At 40.9% G+C, this 19,886-nt stretch carries 26 protein-coding genes and 1 pseudogene; 13 read left to right on the top strand and 14 right to left on the bottom strand.

What is annotated here, in order from left to right:
- Positions 1 to 652 (top strand): transposase (locus ASG46_RS04505; protein WP_156376648.1); only part of this gene is annotated, 652 nt, incomplete at its 5' end.
- A gap of 146 nt (positions 653 to 798) precedes the next feature.
- Here ASG46_RS04505 and ASG46_RS04500 read toward each other — a convergent pair.
- Positions 799 to 948, bottom strand: a pseudogene (locus tag ASG46_RS04500) (gamma-type small acid-soluble spore protein); the annotation flags it as partial.
- Positions 949 to 1,023: 75 nt separating this feature from the next.
- Positions 1,024 to 1,776, bottom strand: a complete 753-nt coding sequence (gene fabL, locus ASG46_RS04495) for an enoyl-[acyl-carrier-protein] reductase FabL (protein WP_007496726.1) — start codon at positions 1,774 to 1,776, stop codon at positions 1,024 to 1,026.
- Between the two features lie 81 nt (positions 1,777 to 1,857).
- Between fabL and ASG46_RS04490 the strand changes: the two genes are divergently transcribed.
- Positions 1,858 to 2,082 carry a hypothetical protein gene (locus tag ASG46_RS04490; protein WP_008341962.1) on the top strand — a complete coding sequence of 75 codons (225 nt, stop codon included), beginning with the start codon at positions 1,858 to 1,860 and terminating at the stop codon, positions 2,080 to 2,082.
- Here the strand turns inward: ASG46_RS04490 and mutY are convergent.
- Positions 2,069 to 3,169 (bottom strand): A/G-specific adenine glycosylase, encoded by a 1,101-nt coding sequence (gene mutY, locus ASG46_RS04485; RefSeq protein WP_056703408.1) that lies wholly within the window; start codon positions 3,167 to 3,169, stop codon positions 2,069 to 2,071. The genes ASG46_RS04490 and mutY overlap by 14 nt on opposite strands.
- A gap of 191 nt (positions 3,170 to 3,360) precedes the next feature.
- On the opposite strand from mutY, the gene ASG46_RS04480 reads away from it, so the two are divergent.
- Positions 3,361 to 4,341 (top strand): metal-dependent hydrolase, encoded by a 981-nt coding sequence (locus ASG46_RS04480; protein ID WP_025206973.1) that lies wholly within the window; start codon positions 3,361 to 3,363, stop codon positions 4,339 to 4,341.
- Positions 4,342 to 4,359: 18 nt separating this feature from the next.
- Here ASG46_RS04480 and rsoA read toward each other — a convergent pair whose 3' ends face one another.
- Both rsoA and ASG46_RS04470 read right to left on the bottom strand, forming a co-directional pair.
- Positions 4,360 to 4,581, bottom strand: coding sequence for a sigma-O factor regulator RsoA (rsoA, locus tag ASG46_RS04475; protein ID WP_038475040.1), 222 nt, complete (start codon positions 4,579 to 4,581; stop codon positions 4,360 to 4,362).
- Positions 4,529 to 5,131, bottom strand: a complete 603-nt coding sequence (locus tag ASG46_RS04470; RefSeq protein WP_017366877.1) for a sigma-70 family RNA polymerase sigma factor — start codon at positions 5,129 to 5,131, stop codon at positions 4,529 to 4,531. Before ASG46_RS04470 ends, rsoA begins: the two co-directional genes overlap by 53 nt.
- A gap of 166 nt (positions 5,132 to 5,297) precedes the next feature.
- Here ASG46_RS04470 and ASG46_RS20410 point away from each other — a divergent pair, with 166 nt between their 5' ends.
- The 3 genes from ASG46_RS20410 to ASG46_RS04460 all read left to right on the top strand — a co-directional run bounded on the left by ASG46_RS20410 (position 5,298) and on the right by ASG46_RS04460 (position 7,210).
- On the top strand, positions 5,298 to 5,462 hold the full coding sequence (locus tag ASG46_RS20410) for a YvrJ family protein (protein WP_003217819.1): 165 nt from the start codon (positions 5,298 to 5,300) through the stop codon (positions 5,460 to 5,462).
- A gap of 94 nt (positions 5,463 to 5,556) precedes the next feature.
- Entirely contained in the window at positions 5,557 to 6,720 is a 1,164-nt protein-coding gene (locus ASG46_RS04465) for an oxalate decarboxylase family bicupin (protein WP_046343007.1), read from the top strand.
- Positions 6,721 to 6,787: 67 nt separating this feature from the next.
- A complete protein-coding gene (locus tag ASG46_RS04460) occupies positions 6,788 to 7,210 on the top strand; it encodes a regulatory YrvL family protein (RefSeq protein WP_056703407.1) in 423 nt (140 codons plus the stop codon).
- Between the two features lie 4 nt (positions 7,211 to 7,214).
- Here ASG46_RS04460 and ASG46_RS04455 read toward each other — a convergent pair whose 3' ends face one another.
- Complete coding sequence (locus tag ASG46_RS04455) at positions 7,215 to 7,682, bottom strand: DinB family protein (protein ID WP_056703403.1); 468 nt, start codon at positions 7,680 to 7,682, stop codon at positions 7,215 to 7,217.
- Positions 7,683 to 7,888: 206 nt separating this feature from the next.
- Between ASG46_RS04455 and ASG46_RS04450 the strand changes: the two genes are divergently transcribed.
- A complete protein-coding gene (locus ASG46_RS04450) occupies positions 7,889 to 9,022 on the top strand; it encodes an FAD-dependent oxidoreductase (RefSeq protein ID WP_056703400.1) in 1,134 nt (377 codons plus the stop codon).
- Between the two features lie 23 nt (positions 9,023 to 9,045).
- Here ASG46_RS04450 and ASG46_RS04445 read toward each other — a convergent pair whose 3' ends face one another.
- The 3 genes from ASG46_RS04445 to ASG46_RS04435 form a co-directional block, all read right to left on the bottom strand.
- The gene (locus ASG46_RS04445) at positions 9,046 to 11,640 is read right to left on the bottom strand and encodes a YfhO family protein (RefSeq protein ID WP_056703397.1); all 2,595 of its coding nucleotides are present in this window, start codon (positions 11,638 to 11,640) and stop codon (positions 9,046 to 9,048) included.
- Positions 11,641 to 11,727: 87 nt separating this feature from the next.
- The gene (locus ASG46_RS04440) at positions 11,728 to 12,711 is read right to left on the bottom strand and encodes a glycosyltransferase family 2 protein (protein WP_017366872.1); all 984 of its coding nucleotides are present in this window, start codon (positions 12,709 to 12,711) and stop codon (positions 11,728 to 11,730) included.
- A 301-nt stretch (positions 12,712 to 13,012) separates the two neighbouring features.
- The gene (locus tag ASG46_RS04435) at positions 13,013 to 13,285 is read right to left on the bottom strand and encodes a YfhJ family protein (protein ID WP_017366871.1); all 273 of its coding nucleotides are present in this window, start codon (positions 13,283 to 13,285) and stop codon (positions 13,013 to 13,015) included.
- 116 nt (positions 13,286 to 13,401) lie between these two features.
- Here ASG46_RS04435 and ASG46_RS04430 point away from each other — a divergent pair, with 116 nt between their 5' ends.
- Together ASG46_RS04430 and ASG46_RS20405 are read left to right on the top strand one after the other, a co-directional pair.
- On the top strand, positions 13,402 to 13,551 hold the full coding sequence (locus ASG46_RS04430) for a small, acid-soluble spore protein K (RefSeq protein WP_003217849.1): 150 nt from the start codon (positions 13,402 to 13,404) through the stop codon (positions 13,549 to 13,551).
- 25 nt (positions 13,552 to 13,576) lie between these two features.
- A complete protein-coding gene (locus ASG46_RS20405; protein ID WP_003217811.1) occupies positions 13,577 to 13,750 on the top strand; it encodes a YpzG family protein in 174 nt (57 codons plus the stop codon).
- A gap of 23 nt (positions 13,751 to 13,773) precedes the next feature.
- Here ASG46_RS20405 and ASG46_RS04425 read toward each other — a convergent pair whose 3' ends face one another.
- The gene (locus ASG46_RS04425) at positions 13,774 to 14,088 is read right to left on the bottom strand and encodes a YfhH family protein (RefSeq protein WP_008341991.1); all 315 of its coding nucleotides are present in this window, start codon (positions 14,086 to 14,088) and stop codon (positions 13,774 to 13,776) included.
- Positions 14,089 to 14,091: 3 nt separating this feature from the next.
- A complete protein-coding gene (recX, locus tag ASG46_RS04420; RefSeq protein ID WP_017358838.1) occupies positions 14,092 to 14,883 on the bottom strand; it encodes a recombination regulator RecX in 792 nt (263 codons plus the stop codon).
- Between the two features lie 95 nt (positions 14,884 to 14,978).
- Between recX and ASG46_RS04415 the strand changes: the two genes are divergently transcribed.
- The 3 genes from ASG46_RS04415 (at position 14,979) to ASG46_RS04410 (ending at position 16,255) form a co-directional block, all read left to right on the top strand.
- Positions 14,979 to 15,875 (top strand): TIGR01777 family oxidoreductase, encoded by an 897-nt coding sequence (locus ASG46_RS04415; protein WP_056703395.1) that lies wholly within the window; start codon positions 14,979 to 14,981, stop codon positions 15,873 to 15,875.
- Between the two features lie 52 nt (positions 15,876 to 15,927).
- A complete protein-coding gene (locus ASG46_RS20400) occupies positions 15,928 to 16,038 on the top strand; it encodes a YfhE family protein (protein ID WP_017358836.1) in 111 nt (36 codons plus the stop codon).
- A 61-nt stretch (positions 16,039 to 16,099) separates the two neighbouring features.
- The gene (locus ASG46_RS04410) at positions 16,100 to 16,255 is read left to right on the top strand and encodes a YfhD family protein (protein ID WP_056703390.1); all 156 of its coding nucleotides are present in this window, start codon (positions 16,100 to 16,102) and stop codon (positions 16,253 to 16,255) included.
- A 34-nt stretch (positions 16,256 to 16,289) separates the two neighbouring features.
- Here ASG46_RS04410 and ASG46_RS04405 read toward each other — a convergent pair whose 3' ends face one another.
- Positions 16,290 to 16,877 (bottom strand): nitroreductase family protein, encoded by a 588-nt coding sequence (locus ASG46_RS04405; protein WP_048002121.1) that lies wholly within the window; start codon positions 16,875 to 16,877, stop codon positions 16,290 to 16,292.
- Between the two features lie 270 nt (positions 16,878 to 17,147).
- Between ASG46_RS04405 and ASG46_RS04400 the strand changes: the two genes are divergently transcribed.
- Positions 17,148 to 18,404: a transcriptional regulator gene (locus ASG46_RS04400; RefSeq protein ID WP_008341668.1), complete on the top strand. Its 1,257-nt coding sequence runs from the start codon at positions 17,148 to 17,150 to the stop codon at positions 18,402 to 18,404.
- 35 nt (positions 18,405 to 18,439) lie between these two features.
- Here the strand turns inward: ASG46_RS04400 and ASG46_RS04395 are convergent, their stop codons facing one another.
- Together ASG46_RS04395 and ASG46_RS04390 are read right to left on the bottom strand one after the other, a co-directional pair.
- Positions 18,440 to 18,907, bottom strand: a complete 468-nt coding sequence (locus ASG46_RS04395; protein ID WP_007496690.1) for a thiol-disulfide oxidoreductase DCC family protein — start codon at positions 18,905 to 18,907, stop codon at positions 18,440 to 18,442.
- A 338-nt stretch (positions 18,908 to 19,245) separates the two neighbouring features.
- The gene (locus ASG46_RS04390) at positions 19,246 to 19,794 is read right to left on the bottom strand and encodes a thioredoxin family protein (RefSeq protein ID WP_008341670.1); all 549 of its coding nucleotides are present in this window, start codon (positions 19,792 to 19,794) and stop codon (positions 19,246 to 19,248) included.
- Positions 19,795 to 19,886: the final 92 nt, after the last annotated feature.

Raw genomic sequence — 19,886 nt, 5'->3', positions numbered from 1 at the left:
GAAGTACAATATCATCACAGATGCTCATGTCACGCCTGGCAATGTCCATGATTCCGTTCCGTATCTTGAACGATTGGATCACCAAATCGCACGATTTGGTTTTCAAGTARACGCAGTTGCCCTTGATTCTGGTTATTTGACAACCCCAATCTGTAAAGGTTTATCTGATCGCCGTATTTTTGGTGTCATCGCACATAGACGTTTYCATCCAACAAGAGGATTATTCGAGAAGTGGAAATTYCAGTATGATTCTGAACACGATCAATACATATGCCCGAATGGTGAAAAGCTTTTATATACCACCACTGATCGAAAAGGTTATAGATTCTACAAATCAGATCCTAAAAAATGCACATCGTGTCCTTTCCTTGAAAACTGCACAAGATCTAAAAATCATCAAAAGGTCATCTCAAGACATGTGTGGGAGGAATATAAAGAAAAGATCAGGCAAAATCGTCTGTCTGCCGCTGGAAAAGAGCTATATAAAAAAAGAAAAGAAAAAATAGAGCGAAGCTTTGCAGATTCAAAACAACTGCATGGGCTTCGCTACTGCCGGTTGAGGGGAAAACAAAATGTGAGTGAGCAAGTGCTTCTCACAGCTGCCTGCCAGAACATGAAGAAGATTGCCACACACTTAGCAAAGCTAGGCTAGGTGTGTGGGAGGTCTTTTTCATGTTTTTCCTTCAATCTCATCTATCATAATGATGGTGAAAATAAAAAAGATTGTAGAAAAACATGGGTTTCTCTACAATCTGAGCACTTCATTCGTAGATGAAGTGCTTCCCTTTGTTTCAGTGATTAGCTGTTTTGTTGTTTGTTTTGCTCAGCTTTTTGGTTGTATTTTTTTACGTGCTGTGCGTCAGTCTCGCTAGCAAATTCAGTGCCATATTGACCGCCTTGTGCAGCAGCTTGGTTTTGTTTTTTCACTTGTTGTGCGTTTGTTTTGTTTTGTTGTTTATCCATCATTATCACCTCCACGCACATTAATTTGTGCAGAAGGTGTACATCTTATTCATCATTTTTTTAAACAAGCAAAGAACGTCCGCCATCGACGATAATCGTCTGTCCTCTAATCATATCTGCTTTGCCTGATACAAGGAATTCTACACTGTCGACCATGTCTTTAATTTCCACCATACGGCCTGCTGGTGTATTTTTCTTAGCGTCTTCTAATAACTCTTCACGATTTGGGAAGTGCTTGAGTGCATCTGTATCAATGGCGCCGCCTGATACGGCATTTACGACGATATTTTTTTGTGACAGCTCAACGGATAGGTAGCGTGTCAAAGCTTCTAGTGCTGCTTTAGATACACCGACCACCGTGTAGTTTTCAAGGTAGCGAATAGAGCCTAGTGAGCTAATGCTGACGATATGTCCGCCGCCGTTTTTCTCCATTAATTTGGCTGCTTCTTGTCCGCAGAATAACAAGGCCTTCGCATTGATATTCATAGTCCAGTCCCAATGATTTTCTTCAAGATCCATGATTGGGCGCTGAACGCCAGATGCCGCATTGTTCACAAATACGTCTAAACGGCCAAACGTTTCGTCAATTTGCTGGAACATGTCTTTGATTTTCTCTGGCTGACCAACGTTGGCTTTGACAACTAATGTTTTAACACCCATCGCTTCAATTTCTTCAGCTGTTTCAAGTGCTGCTTTTTTGCTTCTTGCATAGTTAATGACAATGTCATATCCTTTTTCAGCCAGGCGAAGGGCTACTTCTTTCCCGACACCTCTACTGCTGCCTGTAATTAGTGCACATTTACGCTTGTTCATTATGGTTCATCTCCTGATTTGAATAGTTTTCGTCCATTCGCTTCACACTAATAGGAAAGTTCCTATTAGGAGGTTACATTCATGTATGTCGGACGCGATTTAAGCCAGCTTGGCATGATGTCAAAGGATCAATGGAAAGATACTGAGCTTGCATTTTTTCATCATGCTTTCCAACAAATTTTACCTTATTTAAACGAAGAAGGGCAATCTAAGTATCGAGAAATCATTTCTGAAATTGAAAACCGCGGGGGTCTGCACCGAAATGAAGCCGATTATACCCATGGTACAACGGTTAAATATGACTAGGCTGTTCAAGTGCCATCTTCCATATTTTTTGATGTGAGACTGGCAAAGCATATGCCTCAAATTCTTCTGTTGTGACTTTTTTCAGCATCGTGTCATCAGATACAGAGGTCACACGTCCAAAGAAAACAGAAATATTCCAGATGAGGTGGGTAAATACATGTTGAATGGTGCCTTCTAAATCACCAAGTTCTGCTTGTACACTCGCTTCCTCTTTTAAGAAATCAATCAGCTGCTCTTTTTCCGTTTTTCTTCCCTTCATTGTTTCCATGTTTGGGAACTCCCATAAATTCGCAAGCAGACCTGTACTTGGACGCTTATGAATATAGAGGTGGCCTGCATCATCAAATAACACCACCGCTGCCATTGATTTCGCAGTCGGCTTTTTCTTTTTACTTTTCACCGGCAGCTCATGCTGAACGCCTTCCTCAAGTGCCGAGCAATGCATGTTTACAGGACAAATGAGGCATGCAGGAGAGGTTGGGGTGCAAATAAGTGCACCTAGCTCCATTAGCCCTTGATTGAATTCTGACGGCTTTTCCCGGGAAATGAGCTGATCAACCGCAAATTCGAAAATGTTTCTCGTTTTTGGTTTTGCAATATCATCCCATATGGACAAGATACGGGAAATGACCCTCATCACGTTGCCGTCTACCGCAGGGTATGGCTTGTTATAGGCGATACTCAGCACTGCGCCGCTCGTATACGGACCTACACCTTTCAGCTTTGAAAATTGCTCTTTCGTATCAGGGACAACGCCCTCGTAGGATTCATATACTTCTTTCACAGCAGCCTGTAAATTACGCACTCTTGAGTAGTAGCCAAGACCTTCCCATGCTTTCATGACCTTTTCTTCATCAGCTAGTGCGAGATCTTTCACCGTCGGGAATTGCTCCATAAACCGGTTGAAGTACGGAATGACAGTATCCACTCTCGTTTGCTGGAGCATCACTTCTGATACCCAGACGCGGTATGGATCTTGATTTTCACGCCATGGAAGTGTTCGTTGTTCTTTTTCATACCAATCAATTAAATCATGCTGAAAACCCGCAATATCTTTGCGGTCCAGCTTTTCTTGAATGTCTTTCATCTCTATACTCCTTCTTATCGAACCGAGAGCTAACGTTCTGAAAAGAACCTTATTTGTTGTATACTGTTTGTAGATACGTTAACATGTTACATTAAATCGGGATAAAGCAAAAGTGATTTTGCACATAGTCTTGTTGAGAAACGTATACTTTGTATGATTGTTCCTAAGCATGACAACTAGGAGGTAATCAATTGGACACTGGTACTCATGTAGTAATGGGCATTTCTCTTGGGGGACTTGCGCTTTTAGATCCAGCCGTCAGCGCAGATCCACACATGGCTCATGCCGTGATGATTGCGACTATTGCCGGCTCCCAAGCACCAGACATTGATACTGTGCTAAAACTAAAAAATAATGCAGTTTATATAAGAAATCACCGAGGATTTACTCATTCCATTCCGGCTGTACTGTTCTGGTCATTGCTGATTCCGGCTGTGATTTTCCCATTTGTGCCGGGGGCAAATTTACTTCACCTTTGGTTATGGACACTATTAGCCGTCGTGCTTCATGTGTTTGTCGATATTTTCAATGCATACGGCACACAGGCCATTCGGCCATTTTCAAAGAAGTGGGTAGCGCTAGGGATCATTAATACGTTTGATCCGTTTATCTTTTTTACACATCTTGTCGCCATTGTCGTTTGGGCGATTGGCGGGCATCCCGGCTATACGTTCATCTCGCTATATGCCGTGATTTTTTGTTATTATATCGTCAGGGTCATCATGCAGCTTCAGATTAAACGTCAGCTGCGTGCACGGTTCGATGAGATTGAAGACATTATTATTTCGCCTACAATGAAGTTCAGACAATGGCGTATTGCTGTGAAATGTAAATCCTCTTTCCATGTTGGACGCAGTATGAATAGTGAGATTATCATTTTAGACACCTTTAACCGTGTGCCGGTCCCTGATACTGAGATTATGAAAATTGCCAAACAGGATGAAAACATTTCAGCCTTTCTCTCCTTCTCCCCTGTCTACCGGTGGGAAGTAGATAAATACAAGGATCATTATGAAGTCCGGTTTATTGATTTGCGCTACCGCAGCAAAGGTCACTATCCTTTTGTTGCGATCTGCCATATCGACATGGACCACCAAATCAAAAATTCCTATACCGGCTGGATTTTCAGTGAAGAAAAACTGCAAAAAAAATTAAGACTCGGCTCTGTGTGAGCGAGTCTTTTTTTGTGCTTACATCTTCGTCATATATTCCACAATAAACTCCCAAAAGCCAGGTCCCTCTTGGTAAATCAGCCAGTCTACTTTTTCGATGAGTTTGATGTAGAGTTCTTGTTCGAGGTCTTCCCTTTCTTGATATGCCGTGTTTTGTAGTTTCTTTTTGATCATGGGTGTGAAGGTTTCAATGAGTTCTTCCATTTCTCCATTGGTCATTTTGTCTTCGTTCACGGACATTTCCCCCTGTTTCTTCTTTTAGTTTGTTGAGCGCTTTTTTGTGGATGTTTGAGATGTTTTGTCTCGTTTCGCCTAGCCGGTCGGCTATTTCTTTCATTGTTTGACCATCGACATAGATTTGGGTTAGAACCATTTTTTGTTTTTCTGTGAGCTGCTGATAGGCCTTGTACAATCTTGGGTCTTGCAGGTGCTCCCCTAAGTCTTGTTGGTTAAAGAGCACAGCTTCATACGTATCTGTTTGAACAGGGTCTTTCACTTCTTGCGTATCAGGATGATCGAGTATGAGCGGAAAACGCTGCTGCTTTTTTTTCACTCGTTTGTCAAAGTCGACTGAAAAGATGCGGATCATTGTGGAAATATACTTGATGATGCGGATTTTTTGATAAAACTGCTTGAACTCGGAATCTAGTTTTTTCGCATTTTCTTCGTTTGGCTCTTCCATGACTTGCCTAAGCAGTTGCTGGTTTTTAGGATTGCTTAAAAATTGCTGAATGAGCGGGTGGTCAACGATTTCCTTCCATTTTGCTTTCAATAACAGCCGATAATCCATGTGCATCCTCCCCTTTGTTCTCTCTACTTGCATTAAGTGGACAAAAGTTAAAAAAAGTAAACTTTGTGAAACGGGTCTAATGGTTCATTTTCTCCCCCTTTGCTTTCCTATTTCTTCTTTCATACCACTTATAGAGAAGACGAGCATCCGCTGGGAGGTGAGATAAATGGAGACCTTTTTTTCGGAGGAATGGTTGAAGCAGCTCGGTCAGGCTGGCTTTCCTGCCATTTTGACGGTTTATTTGCTGACACGCTTTGAACGAAAGTTTGATGAATTAAGCAAACTCATCCAACGATTGGTCGCTGTTCAAAAAAATGATGAATCAGATTGACATCTTCTTGATTCGTTTCACCTTATGAAAGCGAGGGCGAAATGAAAGGCCTTTTGTCACCTCACACAATACGATGTTGAAAGGGGATTTTATCATGAGTGAAAAGCAAAATGGGGTACCGCAGCCGATTCGAGGAGAAAAAGGAGCAACGGTCAAAATTCCACGTAATCTCGAGCGAGACAGGCAAAACCCAGATATGCTCACGCCACCAGAAACCGATCATGGAACGGTTCCCAACATGAAATATTCTTTTTCTGATACGCACAACCGTTTAGAAAAAGGCGGCTATGCAAGAGAAGTCACGGTACGTGAACTGCCAATCTCTAAAAGTCTTGCCTCTGTGAACATGCGGCTAAAACCTGGTGCAATTCGCGAGCTGCACTGGCATAAGGAAGCGGAATGGGCGTACATGATTTATGGGGAAGCCCGAATTACATCGGTTGATGCAGAGGGGCGGAATTTTACAGAGGATGTGACTGAGGGAGATTTATGGTACTTCCCTTCTGGCTTGCCGCACTCTATTCAAGCACTTGAACCAGGAGCTGAATTCTTGCTTGTGTTTGATGATGGTTCCTTCTCTGAAAATAGTACGTTCCAAGTGACTGATTGGCTTGCCCATACCCCAGAGGAAGTCGTTCTCCAAAACTTTGGAATGACAAAGGAGCAATTTAAGAAGCTGCCAGAGAAAGAGAAGTATATTTTCCAAAAAGGAATTCCTGGTTCCCTTGAATGTGACAAGGTGAAAACAGAGCAAGGAGAAGTCCCGAACTCCTTTAAATATGAGCTGTTAAAGCAAGAGCCGATTACGTCAAGCGGCGGACAAGTGTGGATTGCGGATTCTACCAATTTCAAAGCGTCTAAAACGATTGCCTCCGCTCTTGTGAAAGTTGATCCAGGTGCCATCCGTGAGCTGCACTGGCATCCAAATACAGATGAATGGCAATATTTCATTTCTGGAAAAGCTCGAATGACGGTCTTTGCTTCTGATGGACATGCGAGAACCTTCAACTATCAGGCGGGAGACGTTGGCTATGTGCCATTTGCGATGGGGCATTATGTAGAAAATACAGGCGACGAACCGCTTTATTTCTTAGAAATCTTTAAGAGCGATCATTATGCAGATATTTCACTCAATCAGTGGCTTGCGGTTACACCGAAACAGCTTGTTCTTGATCATTTAGATCAAGGTGAAGAATTCTTGAAATTGCTTGATACTGAAAAACATCCTGTCATTGCTGCACCTAAAAAAGAGGATTAATTCCACCTTCCTGCAAAAAGGCTGTCCTTTTTGCAGGTATCTTCATGTAAAGGAGTGTTGTTTACCCATGCAGCAATCTGTTCACGCTTTATGGCAAGGGGTGAAATGTCTGATAGCGCTATCAGCTGTCTGTTACATATTTTTGTTGTTTTGTGTACTGTTCTTTCATTTGACCGGTGCTTTTTACCAATCGATTTTATCGTTGATTCTGTTTATGGGCATCTATGTTGTACTTGGGATCTCTTTTGAACATCTGGAACACGTGCTCATGTGTTTTGTTCGTAAGTGTCGGTCCAAAAAACGATCCATTGTTTTCTATACCGTTTTATTTCACCTTTTGTTTATTTGGGGTGCTGTCTACTTATCAGATGAATTAGTTGACGGCATTTTGCTGACTACTTCTGAAGAAATTCTCTTTGCGCTAAGTCTTTGGTTATTTCATTTTTTGTTTGATTATGCGACGTTTCCATTTGAGAAAGAAGCTTCGTGACGCTCTATCGTCTTTCTGTAGAGAGTACTTTTTTAATCTGCTCCATATGATGGAGATCATGTTTAATCAAACCTTGAAAATAACTTGATAACGTCAGCTCGGTTTGACCGATCAGAAAGGGTGTAGTCCAGCGAGGTGCTTCGATTTTCTTCATTTCTTGAAGCAATTTTGTTCTAACAGCAATAAATCGCCCGATCGTCTCGCTTCTCGCTTCGTGTCTTGCCCTTTCGGCTGACTGCTGATTCATTTTGTGCACATCAGGAGCTTGAGGTAATGACCGATCGTTCCAAAATTCCTTTAGGCGATCGTGTAAAATAAATTCATCCCACGGAACGAAATGTGCGATGATCTCAGCCATGCTCCATTTTCCCTCAGCGATGGCGCTGCGCCATTCTTCTTCTGTTACTTTCGTTAGTGACTGTACCCATTCAAGGGTGTGTTCATAGTGTTTTATCACGGTGTCTTTGTTCATGTTTTGCTATCCCCTTCATGTTTTTAAAAGAAGTTGATCAGAAATTGGTTAGTTTCATTCTTGCGAAATCATTTATAACATATTATCATATACTTTAATTACCAAATGAAGAGGGGGAATTGTGATACGCTGTCCTATATGAAAAAGCTTATTTTTTTACACTAAAATAAACCGACCGGTCTGTTTATAAAATAGGAGGGAATATAATGAAATCTCAAAATGTGATTATTATCGGCAGTGGTGTAGCAGGATTGGCTACTGCTTTATTTTTAAAAAAGGCTGGAATGGAAAGTACGATTTATGAAAGCAGGTCAGATGAAGAATTAGAAACAGGAGCAGGTTTTTTACTATCTCCGAATGGGGTAAAGATTTTGGATGGAATCGGGTGTAAAAATGAAGTGATAGCAAATGCAACCGTGATAAAGAAGATCCAGCAAATAAACAGTGAAAATGAAGTAGAAGCGATCTTTCACAATTATAGTGAAAAATATTATGATGCCCCTTTACTGAACGTCATGAGAGACCAAATCATCAAATCACTTTTAAAAGAAGTTCACCGCCAAGGAATAGAAGTGAAATACAACAAAAAGTTAACCTCGATCAAACAGCAGCCTCATTCCGTTCAGGCTCTTTTTGAAGATGAAACTGTGATAACAGGTGATATCGTAATAGGAGCAGATGGAACTTTTTCTAAAACAAGAGAGGCTATTGCGTTTAATGCTAAATTAGACTATAGCGGTTTTTGGGGACTACAAGGAGTATCGTTTGTGAAGGATTTTGTATTGGATGAGGCAACAAGTTATTTTTACAATGACGGAAACTTTCAATTCATTTTTGGGAAAGCGCATCCAACAAATAAAATGAATATTTTATGGCAAGCTTTCTCTCAGTGTCCTGAGAAGTTACCTACAAAACATTTTGAGAAAGCCAATCAAGAAACCATCCGACAGTTATTATATAAACAAATGGAACATTGGAACATTCCTAAACACCTTTCTGACATCATCGATCATACAAACATGTTCTTTCCAAGAAGTATCTATGAAATAAAGGATTTTCCTGTGTGGTCAAAAGGACGTGTTGTTCTTGTAGGTGATGCGGTACATACGGCGAACCCTTTTGTTGGTCAAGGAGCATCGTATAGTCTAGAAGATGCCATGCTCATAGCAAAGATGCTAAGGGATCATGATTATCGAGATGCGTTCTATTATTATGAAAAGGATCGAAGAAAGAGGACAGAAGAATTGAATGCGCTATTTCAGCACATGAGTATTCAAAACGATATTGATAAAAAAATGAACGAATACACGATTGAATGGGATGAAGAAACTTACGTATGAGATGAAAGATAAAAAAACACCACTTATGCTGAAAAGTGGTGTTTCTTGTTTTTTCTCCGTGCATATAAAATCGCAACGATCAAACTGACGAGTGAAATCAATGCGAGAATTCTGATATAAGGCGGATAGTAGGTTAGCACGATCTCGTTTTTGCCTTTTTCTATTGGAAAACCGATAAACGCATAATTGGCTTGTTCAATATCGGTTTGATGGCCGTTCACCGTGAGCTCCCAGCCTTTTTCATATGGAACAGGCAGAATCATATAATCATCGCCGCGCTTGTTCTCATAAGAAATCGTAAAGCGGTTATTTTTAAGTTTCACCTGCTGGCTGCCATCATCCTGTTTTTCTTTTTCATATGCCCGCGCAAGGGTGCGGTAAGGCTCATGATACAGCTTTAATTGACTCAGCTCATACGTCCCTTTTGGCACTCGTATGGAAAGGATTTTTTCCGCAGGGACTCGGATCGTCACGTCATTAACGCCTGTTTTGTAGATAGACGTATTGCTTTTGCGTGATGTGACGTAGTCATCCACAGATAACTGAAACCCTTCGTTACGGTCGGTCCGCTTCACATAAAAGCTCACATACACATCCCCCACGCGAGCGATATCATCTGGAAGGGTGATATTCAGCCCGCCCGTTTTTCCGTATACATCAAGCACGCCATTTTCGTATACCGCTTGTTCAGTATGAATGTTTGTATCCTTTATTCGATCAGCCGATTGGTCGATTTCAGCATTTCCTTTTTTGTTTAAGATCACACCTTGCAACATCGCATGTTCTTTATCAAGTGCTGACGCATGCTCTAGTGACTTTTCTGAATAGACGGTACTCGTTGTTCTTGCAAATGGGAGCGGACGTGTATTTTCATACACTTCATAATGTTCGCTTTCCAATATGGGCTTAAAATAAACCGGCGGTGAGAAAGACATCGATTTGTCTCTCATATAATACTTCCCGTAGGTCAGACTGTATAAATTCGCCCTGTCCCCCATTGTTGCATACCGGCTGACACTTTCCCGTCCCATATCAATTTGCAGGTCATTCCAGTAGAAATGGAGCAGATGCTGATTCAATATACTTGAATACGCACTCATGCCTTGAAAGCCTTCAAATAACGGGGTGTTGTTGCGCACGCCGTTCATCCAATCAATCCGGGCAAGCGGATCTTCTTTTGAGCGGCTTTGAATCTGCTGAATGAGCTTCATTTGCTCATGTCCAGCATACGCCTCACTATTCAGATACGTATCTGATACGCTCTTAATATTGCTTCTTTCAAATAAGTAGCCCTGCTGATACACGCCTGCTGTCAGTAAGCTCACAACGATGAGCACAGCTGAAAAGAGACGAAGGTGCAGACGTTTCCCCGCATGTATCGAGAGGAAGAACAAGCTGATCACAAGTAGTCCTATTCCGGTAAATACAACAACATCCATATTTCCCTTTGCTCGTTCTGAAAGGGCGACTGCGAGAAGGAATACAATCCAAGCGCCTAAAACCGCACGTGTTTTCCACTTCCACTCCATTTGCGAGAAATGCTTGATGGTGATGGCTACGACTGCTCCAACTGTAAAGGCAAGAATATATTCAAATCTGTACTGCGGTGCTGAAAAACCATTAAACACGCTCGCCATCTTTGGACTGTAGTGAAAAATGATCAGCAGAACACTGATCGATGTGAACATGAAAAACCATCTGTTCCGGTATAGCGGAACGAGGAACAGACAAATCAGAAAGATGACCGGCAATAAGTACACCCTGCTTGTAAACAGCAGATGATCATGCAGCTCGAACCAAGGAATTGCCTGTTCATACGGCGGTCTTACATTATTGAGAAAGCCGTAAACAGACGGGATAAAAAAGGCAGCACTGATCCCAAACGATAACAACGTAGAGATCGCAAGGGTCCAGAACACCTTCCAGCCTCGCTCCTCGCTTTGAAGCTTAATCATATATCTGAAGACAAGATAAATGGCTAAAAAGATAAAGTGAATGTAAGCAAAGTAAAAATTATTGATCAGCATGAGACTGCAAGCCGCAATAAACCAAGCCGGCTTGCCTGTTTTGAAAATACGTTCAACCCCGAGCACAAGCAGCGGAAGCCACATCATGCTGTCGGTGAAAAACTCCCAAAACGTTTGATGCCGAAAGTACACAATAGACAGTCCGTAAATACCGGCACCTGTGAGCGCCCCCAGCCTATGCTGCACAATCGAAAGGAGCACACGATATGCGATGAACAGAATGACTGTCAGCTTGATCACACTCAGCCAAATAACAGCATTTGCCCAAAAGTGAATGTCTGTTGACTGAATAAGGTGGAGCGCATTTAACAACCAGACAACAGCGACTGTGACCATAAAGACCATCGACGTTGTAAAATAATAACCTAATTGCGTATATGTACCGCCGCCTAGACCGAATTGATAGGAATAAAAGAAGTTCCCTTTGACGTATTCATCGTAAAGCAATTTTTTAAATGGGAGCATTTGTGAAATGCCATCCCCATCTCCCGTCATATATCGGCCTTGCGTATATTCATATAAGAAAAAGGAGTGTCCTAATAAAGCAAGGATGAGGCACATTCCAATGAGTATCCATCTACGTTTCATCATCTAAATCCTTTCTCCAAAAGATCCACTGTTCATTGAAACAAAACAACCCAGCAAGCGATTCGTGCTTGCCGGTTATTTGACTCCACGTTATTTAAATAACTGCGTTAACACTCGGTCTTGTTTTTTTGAGCTTGTCTCTTGTTCCATGACATTTGATTCTTGAATTAAGTAATGCGGCCTCTTTTTCGTTTCATAGTAAATTCGGCCAATGTATTCTCCGATCACACCTAGACTCAAGAGCTGGACACCACCGAGGAAAAGCACAGCTGAGATTAAAGTGAAATAACCCGGTACCATGATGCCCGTTCTGACGATTTGAATAAAGGTCGCCACGATGTAAATCAAAGAGAGAAATAAGATCAAAATACCCGTATAAAAACAAATACGCAGCGGGCGGTTGTTAAAGGAAATGACACCATCAATCCCATAGTTAAATAATTTCTTCAGTGACCATTTTGTATCACCATGCTGTCTTTCCACATTTTCATAATAGATGACCTTTTCTTCAAAGCCAATCCAGCAAAAAAGGCCTTTTGAAAAACGATTTCCCTCTTTTAGCTGAAGCAATGCGTCGATCGCTTGACGGGAAATTAAACGGAAATCTCCTACACCATCACGCAAGTCCACTTCGACCACCTTGTTCATCACTTTATAATACATCGATGATAGGTAAGAACGAAGCTTGCTGTCCCCTTTACGGTTTCGTTTGGCAATGACTTGATGATAACCTTCTTCGTAGCCTCTAACAAAATCCTGAATCAAATACGTTGGGTGCTGCAGGTCGGCGTCCATAATGATCGCAGCTTCCCCTTTTGCATGCTCAAGACCTGCTAAAATTGCAGCTTCTTTCCCAAAGTTACGAGAAAAGGAAATGTATTTGACTTTTGCACTTTTGTGAGAGAGCTCTCTCATGTATTGAAGCGTATTGTCTTTGCTTCCATCATTCACAAAGATGATTTCAAAGTCATAATGAAAATCGCGAAACTCTTCCTCGAGTGCCTCAAAGATTCGTCTGATGTTTTCACCTTCATTGTAAGAAGGAATTATAACAGAGAGCAGTTCCCGTTCCATATCGCACCTTCTCTTCACTTTTTTCACATAGTCTGTTATGTTCATTATTCCTTTTTTGTCAGAAAACGAAACCCTTTTTTATTATCCATAAATTTCATGTATCCTTAATCGTTACATTATATCAGAGTTTTATTTCCAGTGATTTTCACCAACATGAATTTAATGTAATTTTAAGTTTATCCATTGTAAAAAGCCTGTAATTTTGATCACAGACTGGGTATTGTTTCATAAAATTGTTTGGTCATTTATATATTTTCCTGTTTGTTGAAAAAGATGAGTCGAAGTGAAAAGGGCAACCCTTTTAATGCAGTAGCCCTTTGTCGTTTTGTTGCAGATGCTCATTTGCCTTCGATTGTTTATTTTGAAATAAATGCAGCTGAGCGCCGTAGCTTTCGATCCATTCTCGGACAATCCGTTCAGTCGTTTCCTGTCCTTTATATTTGCGGCCAGCCTTTGCATAGGTTGTTTCAAAATCACTCCAAAGGAGCTCTACCCATGTACGTGCTTCTTCATATGTGAGCATATTGTTTTTTTCCATTAGTTGTTCGGTTAATCGCTCAAAATATTGTTCCATACTGGTTCCTCCTTCATCTAGCAGAAAGTGCCTTTTTAAAAAAATCTCTTTTTTCATATACTACCCTTACGTCTTCAAAAGACGCAAATGATTTGTATTGTTTGGAGGGAATCAGTATGCGTAATAAAGCAAAGGGCTTTCCAAATCAAGTGAATCACAAGTTTGAAGGCGAACCAGGGGCCACAGATGCTTATGCATCTAAAAGGCCGAACGGTGAGACGAATACACGTCCACAGGAACGTATGAGGGCATCAGGGAAACGCTAATTTTTCCAAAGGGAGTGCTTGAGATATGAGTTCAAATGGGAAATCGTATATGGAAGACTTTGTTCAATTAAGAACAACCGCTTACCCTCAACCATGGGCGAATGCTAAACATTCTGCCTCTCAGGTCAACGGAGAAACGCAGCAAACGCAGCACGACATCGTACTTCAGAACAACGTCCGTAAACAACGTTCGAAGTAAAGAAAAGGACTGATCTCTAGGGATCAGTCCTTTTGCGTAAGCATTGAAATCGGCAGGGCATCTTCTTTATTTGGCGCTGATACTCTGTAGCCCCAAGCAAAAACACCATTTAAATACTCCACATAAAACTGCTCGTCTGTATCTTTGATATGATAGGTCGTTTTCGTCTGAATAGCAGCTGGATCTAATAAATAGGCTTTCGCCATGTCAATTTTCCGCTCCAACACGGCATATTCATTCACAATGCCTAGCTGCTCAGCCTTTCTTGCTTTTTCAGAAAGAGCGGCAATCTCCTGCTTTAATTCGTATTCTGTCATTTCACTATAGCGTTTTTCCATCTGTCATTCCCCTTTGTCTAAAACGTGATCAATTGTATCAAGATCAAATCCTTTTCGGTAAAGGAATTGCTTCACTTTCATTTTTTTCTCAAATGATCCGTCATATCCTACCTTGCGTTTTGCCTTCTCAAGCATATAGTGAAGGGCTTCTTCTTCCTTTTCCTCTTCTTGTCCATCATAGGCTTCTTGAAGGGCTTTATCAATGATATCAAATGAAAATCCTTTTCGCTGAAGCTGCAATTTGATACGCTGTTCAATTTCTTTTGCGGACCGGTTTTTCTCTTTCTTAACCAGCTTCAGCACTTGCTTCACTGCTTCCTCTAGCTGCAAATCATTCGGATATTGCGATAGTGCTTGTTCGATGGTGTCATCGTCTATGCCTTTCAGCTTTAATTCTTTTTTTAGCACTGACGGGCCTTTGCTATTCGTTTTTCGGTGGGTGCTTACATACGCTTCTGCAAATTCAAGATCATTTACATACTTATAATGTTTTAATTTGTGTATAATTTCACTAATAGCAGGTGCTGGTATGTCTTTTTTCGTCAAATAATCGGTGACTTCTTTCACTGATCTCATCCGATACGATAAATAATCGACGGCCTGCTGAAATCCTTTTTTTACTGCATCACCGAATTGAATCTCTATGATATCGGCTTCGTCCAGCTCTTTTCCCTTTTTCAAATCATGCTGGACAAGCACATCTAGATCAACGCTAAAAGCGTACTTTTCATCAAGAAAGATGTTCACGCGTTCTGTATTGTTTTTCTGAGCAGAGATTTTCGTAATATAGGGCATCCTGTGATCACTCCTTTTTTCAAACAGTCAGGATGTTTCTTCTGATTCAAAATCGTGAAAGATATAGGTATGTATATGAGAGGAGAAGATGTCAATTGAATATCGCCATTACCGGAGGAACCGGGTTTATCGGCCAGCATGTCACAAAGGTGCTCGCAGCTGAAGGACATCATCTATATATTTTAACAAGAAATCCAAAGGAATCCGAACAAAATCATTTACATTACGTGCAGTGGCTGACAGAAGGTGCTAAGCCTGAACATGAATTGCCTGCGATTGATGTATGGATTAACCTTGCTGGAAAATCCATTTTCACACGCTGGACGGACAAAGCAAAAAAAGGGATTCTCTCCAGCCGTCTTCAATCAACACAAGAAGTAAGACGCATCATAGAAGCGCAGAAAACGAAACCATCTGTGCTCATTCAAGCAAGTGCTGTCGGTATCTATGGCACTTCCAAGACAGAGGATTTTACGGAGGAGGCCCCTCCAGCCGATACAGATTTCTTAAGTTATACGTCAAAACTTTGGGAAGCTGAAGGTCAAAAAATTGAGGCGCTCGGTATTCGCACGGTTTATACACGCTTTGGGGTAGTGCTAGGAGAGAAAGGCACACTTCCTCTTATGACCTTGCCATACAAGCTGTTTGCCGGTGGAACAATTGGCTCTGGCTCGCAATGGGTATCATGGGTTCACGTGGAAGATGTAGCACATCTCATTGCGTATGCCATTCACCATGAACACATATCAGGTCCACTCAATGTCACGTCTCCAAATCCTGTTCAAATGAAGCAGCTGGGGCAAACCATTGCATCTGTCCTTCATCGCCCTCACTGGCTGAAGGTGCCGTCCTTTGTCATTAAAACCGCACTTGGCGACATGTCATTGCTTGTATTAGAAGGCCAGCGCGCCCTGCCGAAAAAGGCACTGCTGTCTTCTTATGAGTTTTTACACCCTGAGCTAAAAGAAGCGATTTTGCATTCAGAGGAATAAATGTTGTCAAAAACACCCATCCTATTAAAAATGAGATGAGGGGGCGATTTTGATGAAGAAAAAAGAACACCAGCCGACTTCAAAACTGAAGAAAACCCAGGAAGTTCTGTATCAGCAGGAATTCAAAAAAGCGGAAAGAGCAGCAGAAAAAAGAAACAAATAAAACGGATATTCCTCTTTTACAAGCACATAACTAAAGTGATCTTGTAAAGGAGGGAAAAGCTTTGAAAAAAGACCAACACAAAAAATCCAACCAGCAGCTTGCGGCACAAGAGACGGATGGCGAATATGTTGAATTTTCCAAAGAACTTGCAGATCCGAATGACGTAAAAGCGATGGCACATATGAAAGCAGCCGATCAGCGTGCCAAAAAACAATAAGTAAAAAAAACAGACCCTATCACAAGGTCTGTTTTTATTTGATTTCAGTTAGCAGGGTTGATGCCTTCTGACGTGACTTTTCCTCAGGTACCTCTTCTGGATAACCGATGTGAAGAATCGCGGCAAAGCGTTCGTTTTCCTTCAATCCCATATCCTGTTGAAACCCTTTGTCGTATAAAATACGGCCGCTCTTCCATACCATACCGATTCCTTGATCCCAAGCCAGCAGCTGGAAGTTTTGAATGAGCGCACTCACAGCGGCAAAATCATCATTTCTCACAACTGGATTTTCGTCTTCTTTTAGAACAACAAGTAAAAGAGCTGGTACTTTAGAAAAATAATCTCTGTACTGATTGATCTTTTCTTCTTTTGCGTCTGGATTGTTGCGTTTAAAGAAAGCAATAAACCGCTCAACAAATACCTCTTTCGCTTCATCCGTCACTGCATATAAAAAACGCCAAGGTTCCGTGATTTTATGATTGGGTGCATAGACTGCATCCTCTAATAATGGCTGAAGCTGCTCAATGCTCACCGGCGTTTCTTTGAATTTTCGAATCGATCGTCTATATCTGACAGCGTCTCGAACCGTTAACGCTTCTGTTTGTTGTTTTGTTTCTGGCATATATGTCATCCTTTCAATCAACCTTAATTGAAATTGATTCTCATTCACATTATAAACATGATCATGTGTTGTTTGCAAATAGGACCTCACCTCTCTGCTAAAAAGTTGTTTGACTTTTTCAAGTAATGTTACAATCATATTACGTTTTAAACAAATTTTGAGAAAAAAGCCAAGATGATGAAATGATTTCAGGTATTTCCACTTTATCTCATACGGCTATTTTTTCAAAAAGCTTTCAACCCATGATTGGAAGGGAGGCTTCTGGATGGAATGAAAATCAATATTGGGCAAATCATCAAACTCTATCGTTATAAACAAAATATGACCCAATCGGAGTTGGCAGAAGGAATTTGTTCTGTCTCTCATTTAAGTAAAATTGAAAATGGCTCAAAAGAGGCCAATCAAGATACGATCAATCTTTTGCTTGAACGGCTTGGAATTAGTCAAGAAACGCTGTCGCAAAAGGCGCGTCACCTGCTGTCATTGCTCGATGAGTTTCAAATGAACATGTATTTCTATGCGCTCGATCAAGCAGAGCAAAATGCAGAAATGATCATTCATCACGAGGAACAGTTCTTTTCGCTAGATTTAGGGATTCAGTATCATTTGTCCTTATTTCAATTTTATTTATTAACAGAAAAACAGCAGCTTGCCTTAAAAACGCACCGCGTGCTTAAGAAGTTTGAAAAAACCTTTATTGACACAGAAAAAGAAACGTTTGAATATCTAGATGGCATCCACCAGATTAAAATCGGTCAGCTCGAAGAAGGATTGAAAAGACTTGAAAGCTGCTTTTCTTACGCTTCTGTTGAACAGAGTGACCTGTATTATCACTATGCAAAAGCACTTGGAGCTATGGGGCATCTCGGTGATGCGCTTGAGGCCACACATCAAGCAATGGATTTGTATAGACAAAAAAATAATTTCAAGCGGGTCATTCATTGTACACTCATTCATGGGGTCATCTCACTGGAATTAAAGGCCTTTCAAACAGCTAAAAGATATTTAAAAGAAGTGATTTTACACACGTCGCTTCACCCTGATGCTTATATTAAGATGACAGCTTATTTTTATTACGGGGTTCTCTTAAAACGCCAAGGAGATTTCTCATCCGCTGTGCCTTATTTACTAGATTCACTCAATTATTTTAATCAAGAACAGATAGAAGATCGTTACTGTGAAACGCTTTATGAAATCGCAACATTGTATGCGGAATATGATCGCAAAAAGGCGCTTCCATACATACACGAGCTGCTCAAACAGCCTCGTATTCAACCAAACTGTTTATATATGATTAAAATCTATAAATTGATGATTGAAGAGAATCCTCATGATTTGAAAACTTATTTAGTAGAAGCAGCGATTCCTTACTTTGAACACAATCAGCTCCACAATGAGTACTTGTTTGCTCTTAGAACCTTGCTTTCCTATGCGGCTTCTGAGCTTGATAAGCGTGCATATATGTCTTACACAACGAAGCTACTTGATCACTTAGCATCATATATCCCATATTACAAAAAAGCATGACCTTCTGCCGATCGAAGGTCATGCTTTTTCTATGATTAGATGGTTTTTTGTTGATCTGTATCGGGACGGGTGACTTGTTCGACTGAATGAATGTACCGTTTTCTCGCAAAATAATCGTAAGCATGCTGCCCAAAGCCAAGCCAAATGCTGAGTACAATGAATGGGACCGTTCCCCATAATGCAGGGATGTGACAAGCCATTCTCAGCCACGTATAAATCCCTGAGTTTTTTTGATTTTTTGCTAAGGAAATAGACACGATTCGTTTCTCTGCCTTCTCTTCACTAATTTTATTCAGTCTCAGCAGCTGTGAGTGTCTAAATGATTCAAAGTGAATTCGGTTTTTCCAATCGAGTGATTTCAACAGGTCAATTGCTTTTGCACATGAAGGACTTTGTCCGTCATAAAACACAAGCAGTCTGAGTGATTTGATGGAACGCTGTTCTCTTTTCTTTGATTCAGCGAGCTTCTTTTTTTCTTGATCGAGATAGATGATTTTTTTCATAAATTGATCGCCAGCCCTTTTCCTTCATTTATTTTTTTTAGTTCGTTCAAAGGAGATTACAACTAGATTACTATAGTTGCTGGGCCTCTTGTATTGGGAAAAAGCCATCCGACGTGCGTTATATGAGCCTTTAGATAAGGGCAAAATAGCTGATTTCATGGCATATATGAGGTTTTTCAACTAAAAGTGGTTGGGAAAATCGTGATGCTTTGCGGTTTTCTGCGGTATTTGATAGAATTCTGCGGTTTTTCTACATCTTTATGCGGTGTTTTGTAGGTGAAACGCAAAAACAAGATAAAAAAAGACTACTTCCCATTGCGGCGAAGTAGTCTTTTGGTTTATATTTTTGCCAAAACTTCTACTATTTCTTTCTCAATATCTTTCCATAAGTAACGATCTGTCGTATAGTGATGTGCGGCTTCTTTCGCAAACACTTTAAATGCCTCCTCAAAATCGGGTGCATCTTTATCCGGCTTTTTCTCGTCGACAAAGCGCTGAGCTTCTGCTGAGCGAGGTCCCCATTTCCCCACTTCTTTCCCGTCCTGATCAATGATGACGATAATCGGAATTGATCTTGCGGTCCCGTTCGTTAAATACTGATCCATCAGGTCTAGGTGCTCGTCCCGAATGAAATAGCGCGCATCAATCAGTGCTTCATTTGCAATACGCATGAAAATAGGTACATTGACCATCGCATCACCGCACCAATCTGCCGTGATCACAAGCGCTCTCAGTTTTTTCTTTTGAAGTTTTTGAAGCAGCTCTTTTTCCTTTTGATGAATTGCGTACTGGTTGTACACCGTGAGTAAGTTTTCACGGTTTTTCTCCATGTTGTGTACATATGTACGTTCAGCTAATCCCTTTGTAAACCATTCATTTAGTGTCATGTGAACATCCCCCTTACCCTTCAACTTTACCACTTTTGCTATTCTTTTGTCTAAAAAAACCTTCACCTAGTGAAAGGTAAAGGTTCTTTGGA

This window comes from Bacillus sp. Leaf49 (assembly GCF_001426125.1).
Classification (GTDB): Bacteria; Bacillota; Bacilli; order Bacillales; family Bacillaceae; genus Bacillus; species Bacillus altitudinis.
Note: the sequence above shows the minus strand (reverse complement) of the source record. Positions and strands in the feature narration are given on the sequence as shown.